The organism is Mucilaginibacter sp. GW821-FHT07H05, assembly GCF_059418485.1.
Genome location: NZ_JBWKPY010000006.1, coordinates 344,657 through 362,718 on the forward strand (window position 1 = coordinate 344,657; position 18,062 = coordinate 362,718).

The following is an 18,062-nucleotide window of genomic DNA, read 5'->3' on the forward strand; positions in this document are numbered from 1 at the left end:
ATTATTTCTTCAGTTTACAATTACAACATCGGTTACATATACCGGGCTGCTAATGGGGCCACTAATATAGCATTGGGGTACAGCGCAATTTGGGCCGGGTGAAACGTTTTCTGTAGTAATATTAAATGTAATCGTATCTCCGTTTTTTACATTTCTATCAACGATATAACAAAAGTTTTTTGCCGTTACGGCATTGTTGTAAGTGACGCCGCCGGATGTCCACACTACACCGCCGCCTGTGCCGGTTGCCCCTTCAATATCAATTGCAACTACGCCGCAGCCTATTAGCACAACCTTACCTTTAAAGATACCAACGGGCGTGGTTTTTCCTTTTTTGCAGGAGGTGCTTAAAATCATCAGGCATAAACAACCGGTAATCAATAAATAGTTACGCATAGTTAAAAGTATTAAATTATAAGTATTACGATGGTAACCTAATAAACGCTACAATGCCATGGTATTAACGGCCGGATCAGACAATTGTGTTTTGCCAAACAATTACCGGCTAATCCTTGTATTAATACCATGAAAATGATAAACCATTTAAAGCGGGAACAAAATCACCTGGAATAAAAGGCCAGCCATTGGCAAAAGTTTCAATTTAAACCAGCCAATCCCACGGTCTTTCATACTTTTCCCGTAACATTGCGCAAAATACCTGTGTTGAGTAGTACTACTAAAAAAATAATTTCCTATTTAATTAAGGCCGGCATTCTCCTGCTGGCTTTCGTGTTTATTTATCGCCGGCTAAATAACAATCACGACTTGCAGCAGTTTGAAGCCCTGATGGGCAATATTAACCGTGCCTGGGCCATTGGCATCATGACTGTTGTATTTTTGCTGATGCTGGTTAACTGGGTGCTGGAGGCCGCCAAATGGAAATACCTTGCCCAGCGGCTCGCGCACATTACCTTATGGAAAGCCATTGAAGCTGTTTTTTGCGGGCTTACCTGGGCAGTATTTACTCCCAACCGCATTGGCGAGTATGGCGGCCGGGTGATGTTTTTACCACAACGCAGGCGCATACACGGTGTATTTGCCATGGCGGTCGGCTCGTTCGGGCAAAATGTGATTACTAATGTGGTGGGGGCCGCCTCCCTGATGTGGTTCATCTGGTGTTTCCTGCATATGAATGCGTGGCTGTATATTGGCCTGGTGATCATCTCAGCAGTATTTATGCTGCTGATGCTGCTGTTCTATTTTAATATCAGGTGGATGGTTGCTTTGCTAAACAGTGTAAAGTTCCTGCACAAGTTCCACCGCTTTTTTGATATTATGGGGCGTTATCAGTTTACCGAATTGCTGCGTATTATGGGCTATTGCCTGGCGCGTTTCGCGGTATTCTCATTCCAGTACTATCTGGTGATCCACTTACTGATACCGCAGATCCCGATTTATGATGTATTGATGATGGTATTCATCCTGTTCTTTATCCAATCGGCCCTGCCCTCGCTTGATTTGCTGGATGTCGGCGTACGCAATCTTACGGCAGGTACACTTTTTTCCTATGTAACCGATCAAAAAATAGCGGTTATGGCGGCAGTTACTTCTATTTGGCTCATAAACCTGATCATTCCTGCTATATTAGGCTCTGTTTTTGTTTTTAAACTTAAGTTTTTTGATAACAATCTATAGTATTATATCGCTCTTGCTTACCGGGCTATACCTGGTTATTGTAACCTACCTGATAAAAGGCTGGGCATCGCTTAAACAACCGCAAATTAATCCCGGCCCCTTCCATACCAGGGTAACCGTCCTGATAGCGGCCCGGGATGAAGAAAAAAACATCCGTGCCACGATAGAAGACCTGCTGGCACAGGATTACCCGCACGATCTGACGGAGATCATTATTGTAGACGACCACTCTACCGATAACACCGCTGCCATTATCAGCAGTTATGCTAACCGCGGCGTTAAGCTGTTGCAACTGGAAGCCGGACAGGTATTAAACTCCTATAAAAAGAAAGCCATTGCCGAAGCCATCCGCCGCTCAACCGGCAACCTGATGGTGGCCACCGATGCCGACTGCCGCATGGGCCCTAAATGGCTATCCACCATTGTGGGATATTTTGAAGCAGAGGGCATGCTGATGATCTCGTCGCCGGTAACTTATTTTGAGGAAAAAACCTTGTTCGAGCGGATGCAGACACTGGAGTTCTCGTTCCTGATCGGTATCGGGGCATCGTTTATCGGCAATAACCGGGCGTCAACCTGTAACGGCGCCAACCTGGCTTATCGTAAGGACACCTTTTACGAGGTAGGCGGGTTTAGCGGGATAGATGATCTGGCATCGGGAGATGATGAACTGCTGCTGCAAAAAGTAGCCGCCCGTTTTCCTGGTCGCATTGGTTTTTTAAAAAACCGGGACGCCATCGTTTATACCCATGCCAAACACAACCTGGAAAGCTTTTTACAGCAAAGGCGCCGCTGGGCATCCAAATCAACCAAGTATAAGGATAAAAAGATCATCGCGCTGGCGGTAAGCATGTGGCTTTTTAACCTGCTGTTGATTGTAAATGCCTCGTTAAGTTTCTATGATAGCTATTTCTTCCAACTGTTCCTGCTGCAAATCGGTCTGAAATATTTGTTCGAGATCATATTCCTGATGCCAGTGCTTGGTTTCTTTAAACGTGCCGGGCTCATCTTATTGATCAGCATAGTGGCGCCGCTGCATATTATTTATGTGGTTTATATTGGCATTATGGGCAATACCGGCAAATACGCCTGGAAGGGGCGCATGGTGCGATAGCCAACCGTCGGTTTTATCCACTCGTTGTTACAAGCAGATAATAGCATATAATAACGAGTGTAGCTTAGCTTTTACAGCTAATCTTCTTTCCGCTTTCGCCTTAAAACCATAAATTGCGCCAAATTTTAATACTGCCATGAGTTTCAGAATTGAACACGATACCATGGGCGAGGTACAAGTACCTGCCGACAAATACTGGGGCGCGCAAACACAACGATCGCGCAATAATTTTAAAATTGGTCCCGAGGCATCAATGCCCGTGGAAATTATAGATGCCTTTGCTTACCTGAAAAAAGCGGCAGCCTATACCAATACCGATCTGGGCGTTTTATCAGCCGAAAAACGCGACCTGATAGCACAGGTTTGCGATGAGATACTGGAAGGCAAGCTGGCCAGCGAATTTCCGCTGGTGATCTGGCAAACAGGCTCGGGCACACAAAGTAACATGAACGTGAACGAGGTGGTAGCCAATCGTGCGCACGTATTACAAGGCCATCAACTGGGCGAGGGCAAAACCTTTATCCACCCTAATGATGATGTGAACAAATCGCAGTCATCAAACGATACTTACCCTACCGCCATGCACATTGCCGCCTATAAAATGGTGATCGATGTAACTATACCGGGTGTGGAGAAATTGCGTGATACGCTGAAAGCAAAAGCCGAGGCCTTTAAAAGCGTGGTAAAAATTGGCCGTACGCACCTGATGGATGCTACGCCGCTTACCTTAGGACAAGAATTTTCGGGCTATGTATCGCAACTGGACCATGGCCTGCGCGCTTTGCGGAATACACTGGCGCACCTGTCGGAATTAGCTTTAGGCGGTACAGCCGTAGGTACCGGCATTAACACCCCCGCGGGTTATGATGTGCTGGTAGCCGAATATATTGCCAAATTCACCAATCTGCCGTTTATCACCGCCGAGAACAAATTTGAAGCGCTGGCCGCTCACGATGCCATTGTGGAAACCCACGGCGCGCTGAAACAAATAGCCGTATCGCTGATGAAGATCGCTAACGATATCCGTATGCTGGCCTCGGGCCCGCGCTCAGGGATCGGCGAGATCCATATCCCCGATAACGAACCGGGTTCATCTATTATGCCGGGTAAGGTTAACCCTACCCAAAACGAAGCCGTAACTATGGTTGCCGCCCAGGTAATGGGGAACGATGTAACGATCTCTATCGGTGGGTCGAACGGGCATTATGAACTGAACGTGTTTAAACCGGTAATGGCAGCCAACTTCCTGCAATCGGCACGCCTGATTGGCGATGCCTGTGTGTCGTTTAATGATCATTGCGCGGCGGGTATCGAACCAAATTACGCGGGTATTAAAAAGCACCTGGAAAACTCGCTGATGCTGGTAACTGCGCTTAACCCGCATATTGGATACGAGAACGCGGCCAAAATTGCTAAAACAGCGCTGAAAGAAAACCTGTCGTTACGCGAAGCCGCCATGAAGTTGGAACTGCTCACCAGCGAGCAGTTTGACCAATGGGTTAGGCCCGAAGATATGATTGGCGGATTGAAGTAAGCTAAAACTAATGCAGTCGCTCGGCTCCAGCCGAGTGACCGTTATTATCCGGCCTCCGGCCGAAGTTAAATAGGATTTAATCGCAATAACGGCCGGAGGCCGGGAAATAGTTGCCACTCGGCTGGAGCCGAGCGGCTGCAATCCTTTAATAAATACATGCACAAAGCGCGCGCCCTTTACCTTTTAGCTTTCGCCTCAAAAAGGGGTGTCATGGTGAGCCTGTCGAACCATGGCGGGCAGGCCTGCGCACGCACCCTTCGACAAGCTCAGGGTGACAGGTCATCTTCCGGACTTTCGGTCTTCCGGACTTTCGGACTACTTGGAGCTTTAACACTGGCAAGCTGCAGCTTCAACCCCAACCTGCAAGGTAAGGGCGAAGTATATCTGCAAGGCGAGTGGCGGCAGGATAGCAGCGCGCTGCAGCAAAAGCTGGTTACGTTTTCGCGTTATAGTATCCGCTTTGATTGTGATTCGTTTTTTGTGAAGATTGATAATTCCAGTAAAGTAAATTACGGCGGCGATACCTGCATGAGCAAAGGGCATTGGGCCGAATACATCAGGGGGGGCTACCGGCAACGCAACGACACGCTGTTTTTAAAAGGCCAGTTTTGCAATGCCGATTATACCCTGAAAACCGATATGAATTGTTTCCGCACGGGGCCCTACGAAGAGGTTTTTAAGATCAGCAAAAAAACGGATTCGCTGGTACAACTATCGGGCACATCAAGCGTTATACCTGTCAATTTACATCTGATAAAAAAAACAACCTGCACGCAAAAACCACTTTAGCATATGAAAATATTCAGAAAATTTGGCGCATTAGCCATCCTGTTTTGTTTGCCTTTTACCACGTTTGCCTGGGGCACCAACGGGCACCGCATCAGCGGCGAAATTGCTTACAGCTACTTAACGCCTAAAGCCAAACTGGCCGTAAAACAGATATTAGGTAACGAATCGGTAGCTATGGCCAGCAACTGGGCCGATTTTATTAAGTCGGACCCATCGTACAGCTATTTATACAACTGGCATTTTGTTGATTTTGATAAGGCAATGAGCCAGGCCGAAATGAATGAATACCTGGCTAAGGATACCGAAGTAGATGCCTATACCAAGCTAAATTTCCTGATAGCCGAATTAAAAAAGCCATCAACCACTAAAGAGAATAAATTGCTTTACCTGCGCATGCTGATCCATATTGTGGAAGACGTGCACCAGCCGATGCATACTGCCCATAAGGATGATAAAGGCGGCAACGATTTTAAAGTGAACTGGTTTAGCAAACCCACCAATATGCACAGCATCTGGGATACCGAACTGATCAACTTTCAGGAGTTAAGCTATACCGAATACACCGCTGCTATCAATCACACCACCGCAGCCCAGCGCGCCGAATGGCAAAAAGCGCCTATCAGCACCTGGTTATATGAAAGCAGCCAGCTGGCCGAAAAAATTTACACCGATACCAAACCCGGCGAAACGCTGAGCTATAAGTATAATTTCAGCCATATAGATATCCTGAACCAGCAGCTGCTAAAAGGCGGTGTAAGGTTAGCCGGGGTATTGAACGAGATATTTAAATAAATGTGCAAATGCGAAAATGTGCAGATATGCAAATTAGTTCCATCATCTGCACATTTGCATATACGCACATTTGCACATAATTATTAAGCATGAAGATCCTAATGGTTTGCCTCGGTAATATCTGCCGTTCGCCGCTGGCGGAGGGTATTATGCAGCACCTTGCAGAACAGGAAGGGTTGGATTGGCAGATCGATTCGGCCGGGACAGGCGACTGGCACGTTGGCGAAGGCCCGCACCATGGCTCGGTGCGTGTGGCGCGCAGTCGCGGGATAGATATCAGCGGGCAGGTATGCCGGTTATTCCGCATAGGTGATTTTGACCGGTTTGACCTGATACTGGTGATGGATAAAAGTAACCGGGCCAATATTTTAGCCATGGCCCGCAATCAGGAAGATGCCCAAAAGGTAAAGCTGCTACTGGGCGATCAGGAAGTGCCCGACCCATATTATACCAATTTGTTTGATGAAGCTTTTGATTTAATTGAGCGCGGTTGTAAAAAAATTATCAGTCAGTACCGTGATAAATAAGGCCATTATACCGGCATATATAGTTTAGCAAAAAGCTAATTCGCAAATAATATTTCCTGCCGTTAAACCATTTGGCTTTTATATCTTCATACCAATTATAACCCTGCCCATAATGAAGAAAATATACTTGTTTGCCGCGCTGGCATTTTGCGCGGTTTCGGCCCATGCCCAATTTGTAAGTTTAAATAAAGCCGAGATAGGCACATTGAAAAAGTTGTGCAGTACAGATGCATCGGCTAAGGCCCGTTTCAGTGAAATACAAAAAGCAGCTGATGCCGCGCTGAACGATAGCCCTAACCCAATTGATACCATCCATACCGAAGGCCGCCTGCAGGGCGACCCGCAAAAAATAGCCACACAAGCCGCTTTTAAAGATATGCGCAAAATGTACACGCTGGCTTTGGTATACCGTACCGCCGGCGACAAAAAGTACCTGAACAAAGCAGTTGAGTTTTTGGCGGCATGGTCGCAAAAAAACGTACCCAATGGCGACCCGATAGATGATACCAACCTTGACCCGGCCGTAGAGGCTTACGATTTGATTAAGGCTGATATAGACCCTGCTAATAACAAGCTGATTACCGGCTGGCTGGCACAAACCGCCCAGATGGAGATCAACAAAATGAAGATCGGACGGGAAACATCATACAATAACTGGCACTCGCACCGGTTAAAGGAAGTAGGCGAAATAGGCTTTGCCCTAAACGACAAAAAGTTTATTGATTTCGCTACGGCCGGCATCAAAACCCAAATTGGCAGAAACCTGTTACCTGATGGTTCCAGCATTGATTTTTTGCTGCGCGATGCCTTGCATTATCATACCTACGACCTGGAGCCGCTAACCAAACTGGCTATTATTATTAAGCGTGCTACCGGTGTGGATTATTATAGTTATGAGTCGCCCGAGCAAACCTCCATCAAAAAATCGACCGAGTGGCTGCTGCCCTTTATCACCGGCGCCAAAACCCACGGCGAGTTTGTAAACAGCAAGGTAGCCTTTGATAAAAAGCGTGCCGATAATGGCGAAAAGGGCTACAAAGCCGGTACCCTGTTCGAGCCAAAAAGTGGTATGGGCGTACTGCTATTGGTTGAATATTTTTATCCGGATGCCATTAACCTGATCCAGAAACTGAAAGCAACGGATGAGAGTTATCCCGATTGGCAGCTGGTGCTGAATAAGGTGAGGCGGTAACCTTAGTCAAGCTCAACAATATCAACATCCGAAGATGCAAGAATATTTATAGCGTGATTTATATTGGGTTTTAAAAACTCCCATAATAAGCGATTATCGCTATTGCCTTTCCTAAGATTGATCAGTTTTGGAGGTGAGCCTAACCGGCTAATTAATTCATGGAAGTCCGCGTCTTTGGATATAATGATCACATTGCCGGCAGCTTTCGCTTTTTCGTAAATAGCGGTATCTGTTAATGTATTTAACGAGAGAATATAGGATGATTTAACAACTATCCCGGTATATTCAGTCATCCATTTAGCAATTATTGGTGAGATCTGAGTATCCAACCAAATTTCCCAATTGTTATGCGGCATGAATTATAACGGTATTTTTCATTTTAAGCGAAGCATACAATAAGGCAGCCTGAATATCTTCTTTTTCTAAAATTGGGTGTTGTTCTAATATTTCATCATCATGCATCCCGGTTGAAAGTAATTCCAAAATATCACTCACTAAAAAACGCATAGAACGGATGGTTGGTTTTCCACCTAATAAATCAGGCACCAGTGTTATCCGGCTTAATAACTGTGTATCATTTTTCATACCAACAACGTTTAAAATATAAAGTTAAGCAAAATCGGTAATGGTTTGTTATTCAAAATTAAACACTAAATATTTTAACATTACCTTTGCACTAATAACATTTATTAATGAAGCAAAAATTTTATGATACTGCTGTGAAGCAGGAGAAAGTTGTACTGGTAGGCATTATTACCCCGGGCGAAAGCGAAGAGCAAACCCGTGAGTACCTGGAAGAACTGGAGTTTTTAGTAATGACTGCCGGCGGACTGACCGTGCGCAGTTTTACCCAGCGCATGTTAAAACCCGACAGGGCTACCTTTGTACATTCGGGTAAACTGGAAGAAATCCGTGATTTTGTGAAATCGGAAGAGATAGATATTGTTGTTTTTGATGATGAGCTTTCCCCATCGCAGCTGCGTAATATTGAACGTGAGCTGCAGGTAAAGATCCTGGACCGCAGTAACCTGATCCTGGATATCTTTGCTAACCGCGCCCAAACGGCCCAGGCAAAAACACAGGTGGAACTGGCGCAATTGCAATACTTATTACCCCGCCTAACCCGTTTATGGACGCACTTAGAGCGCCAAAAGGGTGGTATCGGGATGCGCGGCCCGGGTGAATCGCAAATTGAAACGGACAGGCGTTTGATCCTGAACAAAATAGCACTGCTAAAAGAGCGACTGAAGCTGATTGATAAGCAGAACGAGACGCAGCGCAAAAACCGTAATCAGCTGATTCGTGTGGCTTTGGTGGGCTATACCAACGTGGGTAAATCTACCATTATGAATATGATCTCCAAATCAGAGATCCTGGCCGAAAACAAGCTGTTTGCTACGTTGGATACTACCGTGCGCAAAGTGGTGATCGATAATCTGCCGTTCTTACTGTCAGACACGGTTGGTTTCATCCGCAAGTTACCGCATCATTTGGTAGAGTGCTTTAAATCTACCCTTGATGAGGTGCGCGAGGCTGATATCCTGGTACACGTAGTTGATGTATCGCATCCTAATTTTGAAGACCAGATTCGCACCGTAAACGAAACCCTGAAAGATATGGGTGCTATAGATAAGCCGATGATCACCGTGTTTAACAAAATAGACGCTTACCAGCCTAAACCAACGCACGAGGAAGACCCGGCCACCCCGCTTACTTTAGAAGAGTTTAAGCAAAGCTGGATGGGTAAAAACAATAGTCCGGCCATATTTATCTCGGCCCTTAAAAAGGAGAATGTAGATGAGTTCAGGAAGTTGTTGTACGATAAGGTGATCGCTTTACATACGGTAAGGTATCCATATGATCAGTTGTTGTATTGAGCCCCCCCGACCCCCTGAAGGGGGAGTCATTTCGGATTTATTGATACATTTCTTAATCTGCATATTTTTATATTCGCACATCTGCATATTTATTCCCCCTTTAGGGGGTTAGGGGGTGATTTATATCCCCGATCACGTGATCAAGCTGCATATTAAATACCTTAGGGTGTTCTACCATAGGGAAATGCCCGCTGCCCGGTACAATATAGATATGATACGGGATTTTGTTGGCCAGCAGATAGGTGCTGTCTACCGGGTGCATATCGCTATTGATCAGGTATAATTTTTTACCGGCTTCTTTTAGTTTGTCTATCTCTTTAAAATCATTGCCGTTTTCCAGGCAGGCTACGGCAATTACCGAATCGGCTTTGGCTACATCGTTCAGCACCCGTTCGCGTATTTCTTTAGAGGTAGTTTTAGAGAATAGCTCCTGGTTAAACCAGGCAAAGGCCGTTTGCTTAAAATGTTGTTTCAGTTGTATAATGGCCGCCGCATATTCTTTTTTGGATTGTTCGGTTTGCGGGGCGCCGGGGCTGTTAAAGTTATCAACCCCAACCAACCCTATCACCTTATCGGGGTTATCAATAGCAGCCTGCAACACAATATCGCCCGACATGGAATGCCCTACCAGGATCACCTTTTTCAAATCCAATGCTTTAATCACCGAGTCTACATCGCCGGCAAAGGTTTGGGTATCCCACTGCTTTCGGTTTTTGCCCGATTGGCCAAAGCCCGGCAGGTCGATAGCCACAACGCGATATCTTTTACCAAAATAAGATACCTGGTCTTTCCAATAACCTTTGTTAATAGCCCAGCCATGTACAAAAAGCAGGGTGGTGTCGCTGGTATTGCGGGTATCGGTATACGCGATATTAACTCCGTTATGGTGTATGGTGGTTTTAGCGGTATCTGCCGCGGTTAAGTTGGTTTTGTTATGGCTGCAGGATAACATTCCTGCAGATAAAATGGTGGCTGATAAGAGATAAAACAGTGATTTCATGGCGATGATATGATGATTGAATTAACCACCTCAATATCGGATTTGTTTTTGGGGATACGGTAATTACAGACAGGTTTAACCTAAATTAACATTATGCGGTAGCCGGCAAATTCAAATAAAAAGTAGTGCCCTTACCTATTTCTGTTTCGAACCAAACTTTGCCGCCGGCGTTTTCGATAGAGTTTTTAACAAAGGCCAACCCAAGCCCCGTCCCCGAACTTTTGGTGGTAAAGTTTGGCGCGAAGATCTTTTCGCGCAGGTTTTCGGGGATCCCATTGCCGTTATCGGCAACAATGACTAATACATGCCCCGAAGTTATTTTATGAGTAATGCTGATCATGCCCGGCCGGTTATCGGGGATGGCTTCAATGGCATTTTTAAGCAGGTTATTAAAGCAGCGCAATAGCTGGTCGCGATCGGCGCGGATAAAGAACGGGTCGCCGGTTTGCAGGTTGATAGTTACGTTATCCATCTGTTTAAAAATGATCACGGCCTGGCCGATGATATCAAACAGATTCACTTTTTCCAGCTTGGTATCCGGCATTTTAGCAAAAGCCGAAAACTCCGAAGCAATAGACGACAGGCTCTCTATCTGCTCCACAAACGATTTGCTGAAACGCTCAAACTTCTGGTCAAACTTCGGGTCTTTATCCTTCCAGGCTTTATCCAGCAATTGCAGCCCCAACTTAAGGGGGGTAAGCGGGTTCTTAATTTCGTGCGCCACCTGCTTGGCCATTTCGCGCCAGGCAGTTTCCCTTTCAGACTGGGCCAGGCGCTGCGCGCTGTTTTCCAGTTCGGCAATCATTTTGTTATACTCCTTCACCAGTGCGCCAATTTCATCATCTCGGTTCCAAACTATAGGCTCGTTCTTTTGTCCGTAGATGGTTTTACTCAGATTATGTTGTATCAGTGTTAAAGGCGAGGTGATCTGCCGGGCAATAACTACGGCAAACAAGCCTATGCCAATAAATACCAGCGCGTAAACATTTATCATCGCATTCAGCAGGGAACCAATGCGGTTGTTATAATCGGCTTCGTTACTAAAATAAGGGAGCTGCAAATAGGCCATAGTAACATTACGCGCATCCCTGATAGGTACGTATGCCGCTTTAAACTTCAGATCGCCAATTTGTTCGTCGTTTAAAAATACCGACCGCTGCAATTTATTCATGTTAATAAAAGCGCGCCGGTTCATACGGCGTGCCAGCAGCTCGTAATCATAAATTTTGGGCTGGGTGGTTATCAACGGTATCCCGTATTTGCTAAACAGCGTTAAATCTACCAGGTAGGTATTGGCAAACTCATTAAATTTTACCTGCCCTGCCTGTGTACTGCTGTAATCGTCTTTTTGCAGGCCAACCTCAAATACACCGCCTATACGGGTTATTTTATCGCGGATCATTTCTTCCTGTTGTTCCTTATACTGGGCACGGATAGCCTGGAAAGTAATGACGCCGATGATGAGCAGCGTAAACACTACCGTAAATATAACCGAGAATTGGATACGGCTGCGATACAATATCTTATCGATATTAAATTTAAAACCCCATTTTATTTGCTGGTTTTTGATATTGAATATACGGATGCGTGTCCACAACCAGGATATAAAAACAACAACCGCGCTAAAAGCCAGCAGCGTTACAAAAAAGAAAGTGAGGGATGTTACGTTTTGTGCAATAGGATCTTCTTCGCGGCTTGCTACAATAGTGATGCGTTTGCTTGGCTGATAAATTAAGTGGTTAAAACGGGCCAGCGGCTTGTACAGTTTAGTATCAAGCGGCCTGGTTTTTTTAGTGACGTATTTTTTGAGCTGTCCCTTCAGTTCATAATTGTACAAGCCATAGGCAAATTTACCGTTTTGGTTCACCAAATGGTTATCACTGTAATAGGCATAGGAGTAATCTTTAAATGCCGCATCCGATTTTATCTCGCCATTAACAAGCAGCTCAGGAAAGGTGCTTTCGGCCAGCAGCGGCTTGGATTTAAGGCGTAACACCACACTGCCCAAATCGTTATCGCCATCCTTAACCGGTAGTATGGCAAAATAGCTTTGATAGCCTGTATCATTATTTTCGTAATAGAAAAAATCGGTTACCTTTTTAACCGAACTGTAGGCCACCATGTCCTTAAAGTCGTTCAGCAGGTAGGTTTTATCGCTGGTAATAGGCTCGCCGGCGTTGTTAAAGGCATATACCTTTAAATCATATTTGGTTAAGTAACCATCAAAATAGGTTTTTTGCAGGTTGTTTTTCAGGAAATCATCATTACGGTTTTGGGTGCCGAAATAGATAATGGTGCCCCGGTCGGCGATGATCTGCCTTTCAATTTTATGGAATGCCGAATCGGCGGTGTCATCATCACCTATCTCCAGCTTTTGTATAAGCACCTTGCGCACTTCTGTTTCCTTTATGTGCTGAAAGTGTTTAAGCTTTATGGTAGATATTACAGAACACACGGCTATTAAAATTAAAAACGACGCAGCCGTAAGCTTACCATTGCCATACCAAACCGAATATACCCTTACCAGCGTAAACAGGCCTGCAAGGATGTAAAACATGCTGGTATCGTGCTGGATAACCGTCATCAGGGTAGCAGCCAGGATAAAGCCCGAAAATATAAGGGCCTTATGTTTATCAGGGATGGTTAGGCGCCGGGTAATGATCAGCAGTGTATCATTTAACAGGTAAAACGTTAAGTAACTAAAACAAAGCATTAAAACCCCCAGCAAACTAAAACCCGACAGGTTGAACACATTGGTTACATCGAAACTGATACTGGAGTTAATGACCAGGCCGTGGTATAAATTTAAAAGCACGGTAGCCAGTATAACCAGGCCCGCGCTACAAACCGCAACTATACCATAAGCCATTGCTTTACTTACCTGCCCGCGTATAATTTTATGCCGGTGATAATACACAAACGCGGCCAGCCAGCAGGCTTGCAGGGTATTGATGCAAAAATCGCCAAGGGAGGGGAACAGCGTATTTGAAGCGTAAAGTTTGGGACTGAAAACTTCAAAATTACTCAGGTTTGGAAAGCCCCAAAAAAGGTTGATATACCTGCATATAAAAATAAAAAGGGCCAGCACCCCAAACGATAACAGCGCATAACCTTTACCTGCAATGTAATTACAGATATTATGTATCAGTATACACAGGGTAAGAAAACCTAAAAGCCATAAAATAACCTCGAAATAATAAAACCGGTGGTTAATGTTGCCGGGTTTTAGCTTAATCGAAAACAGGTAGGTGTTGTTTAACGAATGAATGGGATAAACCAACTTATCGGTAAAATCGGCAATATCTATATTATCATCACTTAATAAGGTCCTTTCAAAATTGTTATGTAAATAACGGTTATGAAAAGGGTAGGTGTACCTTACCAGGGATAAAAATACCACTTTAAAATTACCCTCGGTTTTTTTAACTACCTGGTAATAGCCGTTAGCCAGGTTAACAAAACTGATCCCTTCCTGAAACCTATCCGGATTGCCGGGCATGATTTTTACGCCGCTCCAAAACTTAAGCTGATTGTTGATATAGGTATAAACCCAGATGTGTTTATCGGCCGTAAAATCCTGTATAAAATCTAAAGCATCGTTTTGATTACCATCTGCCAGGCTTTTTAGCCGGTCCATCCCCCTTTTGGTGCTGATGAACTGATTAATGTAGGCTTCCTTTTTATTGAGGTTGTTTTGCACAATTGCCCCGGTTTGCGCCAGGTTTACTTTGGGCGTAAACGTTCGTTTAACGATAACGGCCGTTAGTAAAAAGGTGGCGCAAACAATAGCCAGCAGTAAACGTATTTTTGCAGATGTGGTCAATAAGTGTCGTTGTTAGCCTGTAAGTAATATCAGGTATAAAACTATTTATAAAAAACAAAAGCCGCTTTAGTTTGCGGCTTTTTTAATTTATTTTATTGTGGCAGTGCGGCGCTGGCGGTAACTGCGTTACGGTCGGCCTTTTTAACCAGCCCCTGTAACACATTGCCAGGGCCAACTTCGGTAAACGAGGTGGCTCCGTCCTCCAGCATATGCAGTACGGTTTGTGTCCAGCGTACCGGCCCCGTTAACTGGGCTATCAGGTTGTGTTTGATCTGCGCCGGATCGGTTTGCGGTTTGGCATCAATGTTTTGATAAATAGGGCAAACCGGCGCTTTAATTTCGGTACCTTCAATAGCTGCTGCCAGTTCAACCCTGGCGGCTTCCATTAATGGCGAGTGGAACGCGCCGCCCACATTTAGTTTTAAGGCACGCTTGGCGCCCGCGGCTAACAGCAGTTCGCAAGCCTTGTCTACACCGGCAATACTGCCTGATATTACTAATTGCCCCGGGCAGTTATAATTAGCCGGCACCACTACATCGCTTACGCGGTGGCAAATATCTTCTACCGTAAAATCATCCAAACCCAAAATAGCCGCCATGGTTGATGGTTGCAGCTCGCAGGCCTTTTGCATAGCATTGGCACGCGCGGCCACCAAACGCAGTCCGTCCTCAAAATTTAAGGCCCCGGCCGATACCAGCGCCGAAAACTCGCCCAGGGAATGCCCTGCCACCATTTCGGGTTGAAAATCATCGCCTAAGGCTTTGGCTAATATTACCGAATGCAAAAAGATAGCCGGCTGGGTAACCTTTGTTTCTTTCAGCTCCTCTACCGTTCCGTCAAACATGATATCGGTAATGCGGAAACCTAAAATATCATTAGCCCGCTCAAATAAGGCTTTGGCTTCTTCGTTCTGCTCGTATATATCCTTGCCCATACCCACAAACTGTGCGCCCTGGCCCGGGAAAATGTATGCTTTCATTGTTTAGTGATTAGAGATTAGTTAATTAGTGATCAGTTAATTAGTGATTAGAGATTAGTTAAGTAGTTGTCTTTTAAAGCCTGATCACTAATTAACTAATCTCCAATCACTAATTTCTCAACTCAATTTCGAAGAAATGAGATTGAGAAATTCCGCCCTTGTTTTTTCCTGCAAAAAGCCGCCGGTAAAGGCCGATGTGGTAGTTACCGAGTTTTGCTTTTGCACACCACGCATACACATGCACAGGTGGCGGCATTCCATTACCACGCCTACGCCTACGGGCTGCAGGGTTTCCTGGATGCAATCGCGTATCTCGTTAGTTAAGCGCTCCTGCACCTGCAGGCGGCGGGCGTAAACATCAACCACACGCGGTATTTTGCTTAAGCCAACTACATGCCCGTTGGGGATATACGCAATATGCGCCTTGCCGAAAAACGGCAGCATGTGGTGCTCGCACATCGAGTATACTTCTATATCCTTTACTACCACCATCTGGCTGTAATCTTCTTTAAACAAGGCCGAGCCAAGGATGGCTTTGGCATCCAGATCGTAACCCTGGGTTAAGTACAACATGGCTTTGGCAATGCGCTCGGGCGTTTTCAGCAGGCCTTCGCGTTCGGGGTTTTCGCCTATCTGCACTAAAATCTCTTTATAATGGGCCGATAGGCTGGTGATCAGTTCGGGGTTATAACGGTCTACCTTGGCGTAGCCAATTATTTCATCATCCTCATCATCGGGCAGGTATGGTGTAGTACTCATATTTAAAATTAATCGCCAAAGTACTCGGCGCAATTATTTTCGGTTTCGTAAAGTTTAATGGAATGCAAAAATACACCTTCGTAAGCCTCAATAGGGGCCTTTAACTGGTTAAAGATCTCGATACACAGTAACTCGGTCGATGCCATTTTGCCTTTCATAAAATCAACATCAAGGTTAATGTTTTTATGATCCAGCTTTTCTATTACCCGCTCGTTTATAATTACCTTCAGTTCTTTCAGGTCAATTAAATAGCCTGTTGCATAACTAACGTTACCTTTAACGGTTACAAACAAATTATAGTTGTGCCCATGCCAGTTTGGGTTAGCGCATTTACCAAATACTTCCGCGTTTTTTTCGGCGCTCCATTCATCGCGGTACATCCGGTGTGCAGCGTTAAAATGTTCTTTGCGCGTCATGTATATCATCATAGCAATAATTGGGTGCAAATATAACAAAAACAAAAACAGGCTGTTTGTTTTATATTAGCATACAAATTTACCATGAGGATACTTATAGTTGCAGCAACACAGGCCGAGATTGAGCCGCTTTTTTTAGTCTCAAGTCAGAAGTCAGAAGTCGGAAGTCTGGAGTCTGGAGTCGGAAGTCAGAAGTCGGAAGATGACTTGGAACTTCAGACTAACGACTTAAGACTTCTAATAACCGGCGTAGGCATGGTAGCCACCGCTTTTGCCCTGGGCCGGCATCTGGCCGTAAACCAGTACGACCTGGCCATTAACCTGGGTATAGCCGGCAGCTTTAACCGCAGCCTTGATTTAGGCGAAGTGGTAGAGGTAACCACCGATATGCTGGCCGAATTAGGCGCCGAAGATGACCAGGATTTTATACCGATAGACCAACTGGGTTTTGGTGAAAATGTGTTTACGGCAAGCACCACCCTTTCGGGGATATTTAGCCAAAATGGTATTGATAGCAGCAACCTGTTGCCGAAACAAACCACGGGCATTACCGTAAATACAGTACATGGTAATGAGGAAGCTATACGTAAAGTAACCAGCCGCATAGATGCACAGGTAGAGAGTATGGAAGGCGCCGCGTTTTTTTACGCCTGCCACAAAGCAGGGGTGCCTTGCCTGCAGATCAGGGCTGTGTCAAATTATGTGGAAAAACGCAACCGCGATAACTGGCAGGTAGGTTTGGCCATTAAAAATCTCAATATATTTGCCGATGCGCTTTTGCACAGACTGGCATTATTAAAATGATATCGTACATTGTTGATTCGTTTACTACAGAAGCATTTAAAGGAAACCCCGCCGGCGTTTGTTTTACTGGTGATGAAGACCTGAGCGAAGAGCAGATGTTGCAGGTAGCGCGGGAGTTCGGCCTTTCAGAAACAGCATTTATTAAACCAACCAAACAGACAAATATCTATCGCATCAGATATTTTTCTCCCAAAAAAGAGATCCCGCTGTGCGGGCATGCCACCCTTGCATCGGCCAAAATTATTTTTGAGGATAATCATGTCAATGAAATCCATTTTATCACTGTTGAAAACATCGACCTGTATATTACCCGCGATGGCAACGAAATTATAATGACGTTTCCATCTTACAACACGGTAGCTATCGATGTTCCTGACCCGGTATTTAAAGCACTGGGTATAGCTAAGGCTGCGAATACGGTTTACAGTAGCAAAAATCAGATTATCCTTATTGAAATTGAAGGAACTGATGTACTATCCGGATTAAAGCCCGACTTTAACGCGCTGATAAACTCCTATACCGGTATTAACGGAGTATTGGTTACTGCGCGGTCGGACGGTGATGGTTACGATTACCATTACCGCTATTTTTGGCCTTGGGCAGGTACTGATGAAGACCCTGTTACCGGTGGCGTTCAAACTTTTTTAGCACCGTACTGGGGCGGGAAACTGGGGAAAACAACCATGAAAGCTTTCCAGTCATCGGCCCGTACCGGATTTATGTACTTAGCATTGAGAGACAATAAAGTTTTACTAAAAAGCCAGGCAGTAATTGTATTAAAAGGAGAACTGCTGGCATTTAACCGCGATAAAAAATAAAT

The 18,062-nt window shown here is 45.1% G+C and carries 18 protein-coding genes; 10 read left to right on the forward strand and 8 right to left on the reverse strand.

Going from position 1 to position 18,062, the window contains the following annotated elements; translation table 11 throughout:
* Positions 1-9: 9 nt before the first annotated feature.
* Entirely contained in the window at positions 10-396 is a 387-nt protein-coding gene (locus AC07M6_RS17975) for a hypothetical protein (protein ID WP_494891790.1), read from the reverse strand.
* 267 nt (positions 397-663) lie between these two features.
* Here AC07M6_RS17975 and AC07M6_RS17980 point away from each other — a divergent pair, with 267 nt between their 5' ends.
* From AC07M6_RS17980 to AC07M6_RS18010, 7 genes are all read left to right on the forward strand, one after another.
* A complete protein-coding gene (locus AC07M6_RS17980; RefSeq protein ID WP_494891973.1) occupies positions 664-1,635 on the forward strand; it encodes a lysylphosphatidylglycerol synthase domain-containing protein in 972 nt (323 codons plus the stop codon).
* Complete coding sequence (locus AC07M6_RS17985; RefSeq protein WP_494891792.1) at positions 1,619-2,749, forward strand: glycosyltransferase family 2 protein; 1,131 nt, start codon at positions 1,619-1,621, stop codon at positions 2,747-2,749. Before AC07M6_RS17980 ends, AC07M6_RS17985 begins: the two co-directional genes overlap by 17 nt.
* Positions 2,750-2,885: 136 nt before the next feature.
* Complete coding sequence (gene fumC / locus AC07M6_RS17990) at positions 2,886-4,283, forward strand: class II fumarate hydratase (protein ID WP_494891794.1); 1,398 nt, start codon at positions 2,886-2,888, stop codon at positions 4,281-4,283.
* A gap of 210 nt (positions 4,284-4,493) precedes the next feature.
* Positions 4,494-5,072 (forward strand): fumarate hydratase, encoded by a 579-nt coding sequence (locus tag AC07M6_RS17995; protein WP_494891796.1) that lies wholly within the window; start codon positions 4,494-4,496, stop codon positions 5,070-5,072.
* A gap of 3 nt (positions 5,073-5,075) precedes the next feature.
* Entirely contained in the window at positions 5,076-5,864 is a 789-nt protein-coding gene (locus AC07M6_RS18000; protein WP_494891798.1) for a S1/P1 nuclease, read from the forward strand.
* Positions 5,865-5,953: 89 nt separating this feature from the next.
* Positions 5,954-6,391 carry a low molecular weight protein-tyrosine-phosphatase gene (locus tag AC07M6_RS18005; RefSeq protein WP_494891800.1) on the forward strand — a complete coding sequence of 146 codons (438 nt, stop codon included), beginning with the start codon at positions 5,954-5,956 and terminating at the stop codon, positions 6,389-6,391.
* 112 nt (positions 6,392-6,503) lie between these two features.
* Positions 6,504-7,583, forward strand: a complete 1,080-nt coding sequence (locus AC07M6_RS18010) for an alginate lyase family protein (RefSeq protein WP_494891802.1) — start codon at positions 6,504-6,506, stop codon at positions 7,581-7,583.
* 2 nt (positions 7,584-7,585) lie between these two features.
* Here the strand turns inward: AC07M6_RS18010 and AC07M6_RS18015 are convergent, their stop codons facing one another.
* Positions 7,586-7,939, reverse strand: a complete 354-nt coding sequence (locus AC07M6_RS18015; protein ID WP_494891804.1) for a DUF5615 family PIN-like protein — start codon at positions 7,937-7,939, stop codon at positions 7,586-7,588.
* The gene (locus AC07M6_RS18020; protein WP_494891805.1) at positions 7,929-8,168 is read right to left on the reverse strand and encodes a DUF433 domain-containing protein; all 240 of its coding nucleotides are present in this window, start codon (positions 8,166-8,168) and stop codon (positions 7,929-7,931) included. Before AC07M6_RS18020 ends, AC07M6_RS18015 begins: the two co-directional genes overlap by 11 nt.
* Positions 8,169-8,275: 107 nt before the next feature.
* Here AC07M6_RS18020 and hflX point away from each other — a divergent pair, with 107 nt between their 5' ends.
* Entirely contained in the window at positions 8,276-9,460 is a 1,185-nt protein-coding gene (gene hflX / locus AC07M6_RS18025) for a GTPase HflX (protein WP_494891806.1), read from the forward strand.
* Between the two features lie 100 nt (positions 9,461-9,560).
* Here hflX and AC07M6_RS18030 read toward each other — a convergent pair whose 3' ends face one another.
* From AC07M6_RS18030 to AC07M6_RS18050, 5 genes are all read right to left on the reverse strand, one after another.
* Entirely contained in the window at positions 9,561-10,460 is a 900-nt protein-coding gene (locus AC07M6_RS18030) for an alpha/beta fold hydrolase (protein WP_494891807.1), read from the reverse strand.
* Between the two features lie 91 nt (positions 10,461-10,551).
* A complete protein-coding gene (locus AC07M6_RS18035) occupies positions 10,552-14,283 on the reverse strand; it encodes a sensor histidine kinase (RefSeq protein WP_494891808.1) in 3,732 nt (1,243 codons plus the stop codon).
* 92 nt (positions 14,284-14,375) lie between these two features.
* A complete protein-coding gene (fabD, locus tag AC07M6_RS18040) occupies positions 14,376-15,263 on the reverse strand; it encodes an ACP S-malonyltransferase (protein ID WP_494891810.1) in 888 nt (295 codons plus the stop codon).
* Between the two features lie 117 nt (positions 15,264-15,380).
* Positions 15,381-16,022: a GTP cyclohydrolase I FolE gene (gene folE, locus AC07M6_RS18045; protein WP_494891811.1), complete on the reverse strand. Its 642-nt coding sequence runs from the start codon at positions 16,020-16,022 to the stop codon at positions 15,381-15,383.
* A gap of 8 nt (positions 16,023-16,030) precedes the next feature.
* A complete protein-coding gene (locus AC07M6_RS18050; RefSeq protein ID WP_494891974.1) occupies positions 16,031-16,447 on the reverse strand; it encodes a 6-pyruvoyl trahydropterin synthase family protein in 417 nt (138 codons plus the stop codon).
* Positions 16,448-16,522: 75 nt separating this feature from the next.
* Between AC07M6_RS18050 and mqnB the strand changes: the two genes are divergently transcribed.
* Together mqnB and AC07M6_RS18060 are read left to right on the forward strand one after the other, a co-directional pair.
* Positions 16,523-17,242, forward strand: coding sequence for a futalosine hydrolase (gene mqnB, locus AC07M6_RS18055; protein WP_494891813.1), 720 nt, complete (start codon positions 16,523-16,525; stop codon positions 17,240-17,242).
* The gene (locus AC07M6_RS18060; protein ID WP_494891815.1) at positions 17,239-18,060 is read left to right on the forward strand and encodes a PhzF family phenazine biosynthesis protein; all 822 of its coding nucleotides are present in this window, start codon (positions 17,239-17,241) and stop codon (positions 18,058-18,060) included. Before mqnB ends, AC07M6_RS18060 begins: the two co-directional genes overlap by 4 nt.
* Positions 18,061-18,062: the final 2 nt, after the last annotated feature.